This is a genomic window from Candidatus Cloacimonadota bacterium (assembly GCA_011372345.1).
In the GTDB taxonomy this organism is placed as follows: Bacteria; Cloacimonadota; Cloacimonadia; order Cloacimonadales; family TCS61; genus DRTC01.
Map to the genome: position 1 here is coordinate 1 of DRTC01000149.1, position 9,804 is coordinate 9,804.

Sequence of the window (9,804 nt, forward strand, 5' to 3'; positions counted from 1 at the left end):
AAATTCTTCTGATTCCGCATAATCGGATTTTGCTTCACCCAGATATGCATAAACACGATATTTGAGAATATTGTTTTCCGCATCCTGATCATACCAGACAGTCATGTTCGTATCTACTATTCCATAAGAAGTTATCCAGGATGCAGTTCCTACTTTTTTATCGATCTTGAAACCCTGTTCATTCCAGGAATTATCGATCCAGGACAGTTTGAGACTATTAGCGGAAAGCTGTTCTATCTGCACATCGGTAGGAGCAAAGAGCATAACCTGAGCTGAATCCGGTGGTATTTCCTCTTCAGTTTGATTGTCTGTAACTTTCAGGTCGCAACTGAAAACGCATAATAAAATAAGTAATACCGGAAAAGGTAACAACAAATACAAAGAATTAATTTTATTTTTTTTCATTGAACATGTCCTCGTCATTTTCTTCAAAATAAGTTTTTATATCTGCTCTGGAATCCCGATGTTCCTCAACTTTTTCTTTTATGGTAGTGGTTTTATTAATTCTCTCATCTAAAGATTCCACGATTTCAGCTTTGATCACGATTATCATTTCACCGATTTTGCTTTCGGATCGATTATATCCTGTTAAATACCGAATCCCGAAGACCCACCAGGGAAGATCTTTTAAGATCGGTATTCCAGATCTGACTTTCGTTTCATCCGTATCATAAAGACCGGCGATTACTGTTTCTTCTCCATCAAATAACAGGACTTCTGTTGTAGAAGTGCTTTTGTTTATAATCGTACTGAGTTCCCCCGGAGTGGCATCACTTTTCTCAACCATGGTTTTCAGATAAATCGCTTCTGTTCCGCCTTTTTCAACAATTTCAGGAAGAACTTTCATAATAATACCGGTTGAGAAAAAGCGATCAAAAACATTTCCGTCTTCATCCGTGGTTTTAACGGAAAAATCCTGACCGACCTGGATAAATCCTTCCTTTCCGGAAATGACGACAATATTAGGACGGGCAATGATCGTTCCTTTTTGTTTTGCTTCGATTATTTTTAGAAGGGTATTCAGATCCAGCGATGCTTTTGATGATTCTAATGAGTGCGAAGCAGAAGCAGTTAATAATTCATCCGAAACATTTGATGCTCCCATGAATCCTAGGGAAACATCAACTTTTCCCTTGTATAAAGTACTCCAATCGATACCGATACTGTTCAGAAAAGATTTGTCCACTTTAAAAAATATGGAACTGATCTTGATCTGTTTGGTATCGGGAAACACCATCTTTTTTTTCTCTTCCTCTTTTTCCGTAGTGAAATCTTTGATTAAAAGAGCTCCGGGTAATTCCTCTAAGACAAGATTGTTATAACTAATGATCAAAGTCAGAGCTTCCCTCCATAGAATTTCCTTTATAGGAATCCCTATTTCCTGGTTAAAACTGCTTGAATTGATGATCTTTTTATTTGCATATTGCTGGGACATTACTTCTAAAGCATTCACTGCGTCAACGAATCTTGTTTCCCGTGGGATCGTTACCAGTCCTTTTTTAGAAAATTCTGCTGTTTGAGAGATCAAACCAATACATGCAGCAAAAAGAATTAATATTAATAATAATTTTTTCATAATTAGTCCTTATCTATATAAATAATTTTTTTTTCATTCACACCGGTTTTATTGATGGTAAAAGTCGCACATTGCTCATCCCAGTTTATGGAAGTTAAATTCCCAAAAGCGATCTCATCTCCCGGAAAAAGGATCCTTAATTTCCCGTAATGATCGCGCATAAATATCTTTTCAGGAGTTAATCCGATCAAAACAGCTTTTTCCAGGATAATAGCATCATCCAGATCTGAATATTGCAAAGGACCGTGTATCCTGGTTTTAAAAGGATTGTATCTGAAAGATAAATGTTTGAGATTTTTCATAGAAACTTCTTCATACGGAATTCCATTCGCATCAAAATAAGATTTGAAAGATAGATGAAATTGGATCGTATCGGAGACAGCATCAAATTTTTCTTTTAAAGAAATGGATTCAATGGTCAGCAAAGGACTCTCATTTTCCAGATGGTCGATAAGCTTGTAGAAATCGCTGAAACTGGAACTTCCATCTATCTTATAGGAATTATAATTGATCAGATCCTGCTGTCCCGATTTTTCAACAAAAAAATTAAAGATCACTCCCGGACAATAACGATCAATAATATCGACGAGATATTTATATGTGATCGTGGGATTATCATCTTTTAGGAGAATTTTAACATTTTCTCTGGCTCTTGCTTCCATTCGCTCCAATGCGGAAATGATCATTTCTTCATTTACCAGATCAGGATTTGCTCTTTTTAATCCGTCCACTGTTTCTCTCAGGTCATTATAGGTCGCATTTGCTTTGTCCAAAATAATCTTCGATTTCCTGTTTCCCCAATATGAGCCACCAATAACAAGCAACAGAAGAAAAGTCAGCACGATAGTATTTCTTACAGCATATTCCATTTAATTTTCCTTTAAAGCTTTAATTTTATATTCTGCTATTTCAACCAGTTCATTTTCCGGAAATTCGTCTATTAAACGATTCCAGAACTTTACTGCTTGTTCAGTATTGTTTTCCATTTTATAGGAATTACCTAACATCATTAAGGCATCAGGTTTTTTATTACCTTTCTGGAGAAGTATTTTTTCGAAGATTTTCCGTGCTGCCGTATACTCTTTCCGATAATATAAACATTCTCCTCTCAAATAATTAGCATTATAAACGAGTCTATGCCCGGGAAAATCTTTAATGAACCCATTAAGTTTATCATAAGCTTCATCAATTTTTCTGGAGAAAAAAAGTTCGGCTATATCATTATATATTTCAGGTATATTTACTGTTTTCTGAATTTCCTTTTCTGAAATCTGAAAATAATCGATCTCATTAAATTGCTTTTTTACTTGATCCCCCATATTTTCTGCTTCGGTTTTTGAGAAAGTTTCATTTAATACTAACTTATAAGCGATCTCATCTCCGTCGGTAAATTCTTCGATCCTGGAATTGTACCCCGCATTTTCAAGGATGTTGTTTGTTTTTCCAGCTTGCGTATGATCATTCCCCACAAAAAAACTCACCTCGTATAATGACTTTGATGAAAGATCACTTGATACAGGAACTTCAGTTTCATCTTCCGTTTTTTCTTCGGATTCTTTACCTAAATCCATAATCGACGGTTCTTTCTCGGGAATGTTCAGATTTTTTGCTAAAGATACTTCCTTTTTAGGATAGGAATAGGAAATATCGAATTTCCATACTTCCACATCTTCGATATTTTCTTTGATGATCCTGGAAATCCTGCCATTCGGAAATAGTTCCGCGAATTTTAAAATATTTCGTCTATTGCTTGTATAACCTGTTATCTGGAATTTATTAGCACTGCTTTTCAGGTCATTCAGCCAACTGATCTTGTATTTATTAAACGCTTCTGAAATCACATTCAAAATGTAGTACCACTGATTTTTATTACCTGTGATCTTATCAATTAATTCCAGGTTCTTTTGAAAATGACCCTGTTTCTCTTTTACTTCATTGATTTTTAGAATTAACTGTTTTGTTTGAGTAAGTTCTCCATCTAAAGTACCAATTATTTTGTTTACTTCAATAATATCTCTATTTATCTGCAAATTACGGATCGTTCCGGTCAGAGCAAAAAAGAAAATAGCAGCCAGTACAACAAATCCATGCCAGGCAACTTTAAAATGTTTTTGTCTTTCAATGATATCTTTGGGAAGCAGATTCGTTGAGTAAAAGTTCTTATTCTTGTGGTCAAGGGTTTTCCAGGCTAAAGCGATAGGAATTGCATATTGTGCTATTTTTTCATCAGTTATTTCCGCTTCTGTAGCTTCGATCTCATCTATTTGCGGTAATTCCAGACGACTGACTTTTGACATCGAACCAAACTTTTTAGCAAAAAACTCGATATCTTTCTTGCTGACAAATTCACCCGCAATAAGAATATTCTGTGTTATCGGAAAGTTGGAAATATCCTGTTCTAATAATATCTTTGAAAAAATGGACTGTCTGGTTCTTTCAGGTTCTGCTTCGGGTACAATTATCGGTAAAGTCTTGAAATGGTCTTTCCCTCTCATCACGATCGCAGATTTATATTCCTTTCCGATATATAAGATCATGACAAAATCCTGATCAGTATATTCATAATTATATCTGACCAGATTCATTAACGATATTTCATTGGTATCGATATAGCTATAAATGTATTTTTTCCTGGAATATTGAAAATTCAACTCCTGAACAGCATTAAGTAAATCGTTTTCTCCCTTATGGACAAAAGCCAAACTCGATTTATCTTTGTTAAAGATCATCCCGAAAGAATAATTATTCTTCTTGATCTCATCTTTGGAAAGGACTTCTTTTTTGATATATTTGATAATTTTTGATTTTGTGTAGCTCTTATCAAACTTATGATATGAAATCTGCTCTTCACTCGCGTTCAGAGATATTTTTCCCCGATCCAAAGGAAAATTCACAAGCAGACTTTGAAGTTCACTTTTCCCGGATTCTTCCTCTTCTTCTTCGTTTACTTCTTCTGCAATTTCAAATTCTGATATTTCTTCCGATGGAGAAGCTTCCCCGGTAAACTCATCTTCAATATCCTTCAATCCGAGGAAATCTTTTTCATCGGTTTTATCGTCTAAAAATAGATGATGAGATAAATTTGTATCTAATAACTGTTGTATTTTTATCTTCTCATTGGATGAAACAAGTTGAGCGATTTTGACGGTCAAACCATCTTGAAAAATACCAAAAGCAAATTGTTCTTTTTTACTCATAATTCTCTCTAAAATTGTAATAATTGGATCATTATTTTTCTGTTATTAGCATAATTTAATGCTGTCTCTTTGGAAATCACATTTTTTCTATATAAATTTAACAGGTCCTGCTCAAGAGTCATCATTCCTTTTTTCTTACCTTCTACCATCATCTGATAGATCTCCCCGATATTTTTATTTCTGATCGCTGCTTTAACGGAGCTGTCAACAGAAAGTATCTCTTTGGTCATAACCACTTTTCCCTTTTTATCAGGAATCAATTTCTGGGAGACACAAACTCTGATCGTATCAGCTAATCTCATCCTGATCCTGTCCTGTTCATTAGGTGGAAATTCCCCGATTATCCTGTGAATACTATCGATGGCAGAACTCGTGTGTAAAGTTGTAAAAACTTTGTGACCACTGTCCGTTACTTCAATAACCGTAGCGATCGTCTGTGGATCTCTCATCTCACCCACAATAATTATATCGGGATCCTGTCTTAAAGCTTGAACTGTTCCATCTTCAAAACTCAAAACATCATCACCCACATTTCTGTGTTTAACTATACACTTATCAGATCTATGAATAAATTCAATAGGATCTCCAATGATCACGATATGTGCTTTATTAGTATGATTATTCATATCAACGATGGAATCGAGGGTTGTACTTTTTCCGGAACCGGAAATTCCCGTTATCAAATATAAACCGGATTTTTCATAATAAAGATTAAGTCTTTTAATAATATTTTCGGGAAAATTCAGGCTCTTAATATGCCGCACTTTCTGATCTATTTTTCTAAAATTGGCAGACAAATAATTCCTGTCAAAATATATATCTCCTCTGAATCTGTTAGGTTTATCTTGTCCATCAAAGACCATTTCCATAGAAAAATCTATATTTTTCTTTTCATATAATATTTTTTTCTGGGTTTCGTTCAGAACATTCAATAAGATTAAAGTAATTTCATCTTCATTATAGGAAGGCATATCATCGCAAGGTGATTTATTACCATAGATCCTGTACCAGATCTTTCCCCTTGTTCCGGGTCCGCCAAGATCGATATCTGAAGCATTGTGGTGGATCATATAGGCAAGTAAATTCTTAAAATGTTCGTGGACTTCTTTTCTCCAGTTCACATTTTCATATAACAATTTATCAATACGCTGAAAACGGTTGATACCAGTGATAAAATCAGATAAATTTACCTGCAATTCCTCGATAAAAGATAGATTCATTATTCTCCCTTTTAAACGAAGTCAAGATTTATTTTAACATAATTTAAGGCAACAATGATTTTAAAATATTTAGATTTATTTACAAATTTCATTTGCTGATTTTCCTGCAATTATTTCTAACTAATACATAAATAATGGTTTATGTTTTTCTAATATTTTCTCCTGCTCCTCTCCCGATCGTGTCATGTTTTTTACGGAAGAATCTATAATTTTCATTTCACTTCTTTTACTGTTCTTTGGAGATTCCTCAAAATTTAATACCGTTGAAAGAACACTCGGAATGGCAAGTTTTTTATTTTTCACCGGTTGCCAATTTTAACATGACAATTCTCTGCACTGATTTTCGCCATTTAAAAAAGGAATTATTGATAAGATTGATCATAAATCTCTTAAATAATTTATCTCCTTTATACGAAAAGAAATCGAGCAATTTCTGCCTGTTAAAATGTCGGATATTTACCGATGTTTCTGCTCTCAATTTTGTAATAGACGGTTGTTTCAGGATCAAGGATTCTTCACCGAATGAGTCCATTTTCTCAAGATAATCAATGATCGTATTATTCAGCCAGACAGAGACTTCTCCATCTTCAATTAAAATGATCGGTCCCGCTGTTTCCTCGCTGATCGGAATATGTATTCCCAAACCGTATTTTCGAAGACTACCTAATTCTAAAAAATCATCCTTGTCTTCCTTACTGAATCCATTCAGGATAATCGGTTTTCGTTTGAATTCGCTATCTGGTCCTGGTTCGAAAGCATTTTGTAGAGGACCGTAAAGATCTTCAGAATACTTTATCCCTCTTTTGACAACATAAACAAGTTCGTCCGGATCAGTTGGCTTGGCAATATAATGAAAAGCTCCTTCATGGATGGCTTTGACTGCTCCATGAACACTGGCAAAACCAGTCAGAATGATGATCACTGCAAAAGGCTGTTTGTTCTTAATAACTCTCATTAATTCCAAACCGCTGATCCTGGGCATAGACATATCTACCAGGAACAGGTCGAAATCAAAATAATCCATCTTATCGACTGCATCCTGACCATCGACTGCAACTGTTACGCGATAACCCTCATCTTCGAGAATATCTTTGCAGATATCTCTTACACTTGGTTCATCATCAACTATTAAAATATGCTTCTTCATCTGATAATCCTTGCTCTTTTTTTCTTGCTTCTTTGATTACTTTTAACTGTTTTAATTTTTGCACACTTCCCAGAACGACTTCGATCTTGTTTAAGGCATCTGTCATCTGATTACCATATTTTATTAATTTATCATCTTTATATTCCATTCCAGCTTTCTTTATCCTCCTTACAGCCAGTGAAATAATGGTCAGATGGTTATTCAGTTCATGATCGATCACTGCTACCGAAGAAGCTGCTTTGAGCAATTGAACATTATCTTTCAGTTTCTTATCATTCTTAATCTTCTGCTCTTCAAGTTTTGATTTCTCCTCTTTTAATTTACTGATCTTTTCCTGATTTTTCATTTCATTAGAATTTAGGTTTTTTACAAGATCGCTAAAATAGTTTGCCATAAAAGCAACTGCGGTCATCAAACCAGTATAGGAAATGAGGAATATTGTCTGCAGGGGAAAATCAACAATATGTTCCGAATCACTCAATGGAATCAACCATCCATAATTATAAAGCAGGATCAATCCCAAAAGAGAGAGAGAGCTGATCATAGAGGCAATGAATCCACCTGTTTTTTCGATAGATAAACTGGCAGTTATAACGCCTAATAAATAGATCCAGACAAATGAACTTTCGATTCCTCCGGTCAGGTGAACGACCATCGTGGAAAACACGATATCAAGTATGATCTGGATAGCGGCAATAAGGTTACTGATCCTGATGACATTGAGATGGAATAAAATATTCAGGATCATTGTTCCTGCAAATACTGCAATAAAGATCACAACAGGATAAGACTGCGGACTTTTTTGTATCTGCAGGATTCCGATGGCAAAGAGGATAACGATCATAAACCATCTTATTCTTCCCCACCAGAATTTCATTATTTTTTCATTATCGAGCATTTCCATTTAAAACCTCTCTTAAAGATCGATTAATGTTTATTCATCCCAATATATTATTTTATAAACATTTTCCATGGGTGGATTTGGTAAATATTGAGTCACTATCATCTCATCATAAGCAATGTATGAAGTTCCCGCGATTTCAGTTTCAATATCAGCATCACATTCAACGAAAATAATACCTAAGGCATAATCATTTCCGCGGACGTAAAGGCTTCCGATCACATAAAGAACACCATCGAAACAGCCACCGGTAATATCACAATCTCCATTGACGATTAAAATTCCAGTCCCATGCCAATGCTCATTTGTAACTTTTAAAGAGTTTCCACCTGATAGATCAACCCAGGTTGTATCATCGACAGGCTCAACATTATTGGGTGGATCAAGATAAATTCGTGTTGCATTCGCTCTCATTTCTTCTTTTGTACATCCAAAAATCTCTTCAAAATCTACAGTTGCATATTCATTAACATCACCCTCAATAGTTGCATTTCCTTTGATCACAACTTCACCGGCTGCAATGATCGCTGCTTTGAGCAGTTTTTCTTTTTTACAGATGATGGATTCACTGACATTTTTCACATCTTCGGAAACAATACTGCTGTTCACAAATGAATTAACATAAAATGTATCCTTACTCACATTACAGGAAATCCTGATACTATCGATCGCTCCCTCAAAGGCATTGAAGTCTGAAAAAGTATGCTGGGTAGTGTTCCCTGCAAATGATATCTGGTCTCGACTCAATTTATCGATACCATAATTCAAAGCATAATTAGCTATTGTTTTCGCATTGATCTCTGCCATATCCTGACTGATTATTTCAGGAACTTTAGCTGTTTCTTTTTCCACATTCACAACAATAACAGATAGAATTATGATAACAACGATCAATCCGATCAGGACTATCTTTCCCATCTTTCTATTCCTGCCAATAGACAATATTGATATTTATATTTGATTGTCCTCCACCTTCTCCCGGTGGAACAGGTGTACTATTTTCATAATCCATAATATTCCAACTTCCGCTTTTTTTAAATTTCCCGCCGCAGATCATTGAACCTTCAACATCTCCTGAACCGGATTTTTGAATAGCACCATTGGGAGCATAGATCAAACCGTGAACTTTTCCGCTTCCAGACATTTGAAGACCTTGTTCCAGAGATACGATTGCTGGGAAATACGGATGGTCAGGATGTTTTACATGATCACCACTTCCGGATATCTGTACCTCGTATTTAGCAATTAAACCACCGATAAAATCACCGGAACCGCTTTGCATGTAATAACCATTTACCCACATTAATCCACCATTCGGTTCGATATCCTGAGAACCGGAAATCTGAACGGTCGAGGCATAATATTCACCATGATCTACTGCCCATTGGTAAAATGGAGTCATATCTATAACTGGAATTGGAATTGGAGGAACAGTTACCGTGTATGCTGTACCTGTTACATTGCCGGGACTTTTGCCTTTCCAGGCCGGAGAATAAGCATCACCAAAGATCTTAGTCGAACCTGTAGTCCAGATCCTGTAACAAGAGGATAAATTTCCTTCAATCTTACAGGAACCAGTCATTTTATAGTATCCATTTGTATGTACATTCCCTTCTCCGCAATTTGTAGTTCCGGAACCAGTGAATGTCATGTCATCACCTGAGAGAATTGCACAAGTGAAAGGTCCGACCGGTGGAGGTTGTTCTTCTCCTCCCGATGCTTCTACACCGATTCCGGCAAAACTCTGATGAGAATAGTTATCA

8 protein-coding genes are annotated in these 9,804 nt (G+C 35.6%); all 8 read right to left on the bottom strand.

Annotation, left to right across the window (positions count from 1 at the left end):
• The coding region (locus ENL20_02850) for a hypothetical protein (GenBank protein ID HHE37494.1) at positions 1-405 on the bottom strand (405 nt) is incomplete at its 3' end.
• A complete protein-coding gene (locus ENL20_02855) occupies positions 392-1,576 on the bottom strand; it encodes a hypothetical protein (GenBank protein HHE37495.1) in 1,185 nt (394 codons plus the stop codon). The genes ENL20_02855 and ENL20_02850, both read right to left, overlap by 14 nt.
• 2 nt (positions 1,577-1,578) lie before the next feature.
• Positions 1,579-2,445, bottom strand: a complete 867-nt coding sequence (locus ENL20_02860; GenBank protein HHE37496.1) for a hypothetical protein — start codon at positions 2,443-2,445, stop codon at positions 1,579-1,581.
• Positions 2,446-4,773: a tetratricopeptide repeat protein gene (locus tag ENL20_02865; GenBank protein ID HHE37497.1), complete on the bottom strand. Its 2,328-nt coding sequence runs from the start codon at positions 4,771-4,773 to the stop codon at positions 2,446-2,448. It abuts the gene before it with no gap.
• Positions 4,774-4,781: 8 nt separating this feature from the next.
• Positions 4,782-5,993, bottom strand: a complete 1,212-nt coding sequence (locus tag ENL20_02870) for a twitching motility protein PilT (protein ID HHE37498.1) — start codon at positions 5,991-5,993, stop codon at positions 4,782-4,784.
• A gap of 292 nt (positions 5,994-6,285) precedes the next feature.
• A complete protein-coding gene (locus ENL20_02875; GenBank protein ID HHE37499.1) occupies positions 6,286-7,140 on the bottom strand; it encodes a response regulator in 855 nt (284 codons plus the stop codon).
• Positions 7,115-8,044 carry a histidine kinase gene (locus ENL20_02880; GenBank protein HHE37500.1) on the bottom strand — a complete coding sequence of 310 codons (930 nt, stop codon included), beginning with the start codon at positions 8,042-8,044 and terminating at the stop codon, positions 7,115-7,117. Before ENL20_02880 ends, ENL20_02875 begins: the two co-directional genes overlap by 26 nt.
• Before the next feature lie 30 nt (positions 8,045-8,074).
• Positions 8,075-8,959: a hypothetical protein gene (locus ENL20_02885; protein ID HHE37501.1), complete on the bottom strand. Its 885-nt coding sequence runs from the start codon at positions 8,957-8,959 to the stop codon at positions 8,075-8,077.
• Positions 8,960-9,804 lie beyond the last annotated feature (845 nt).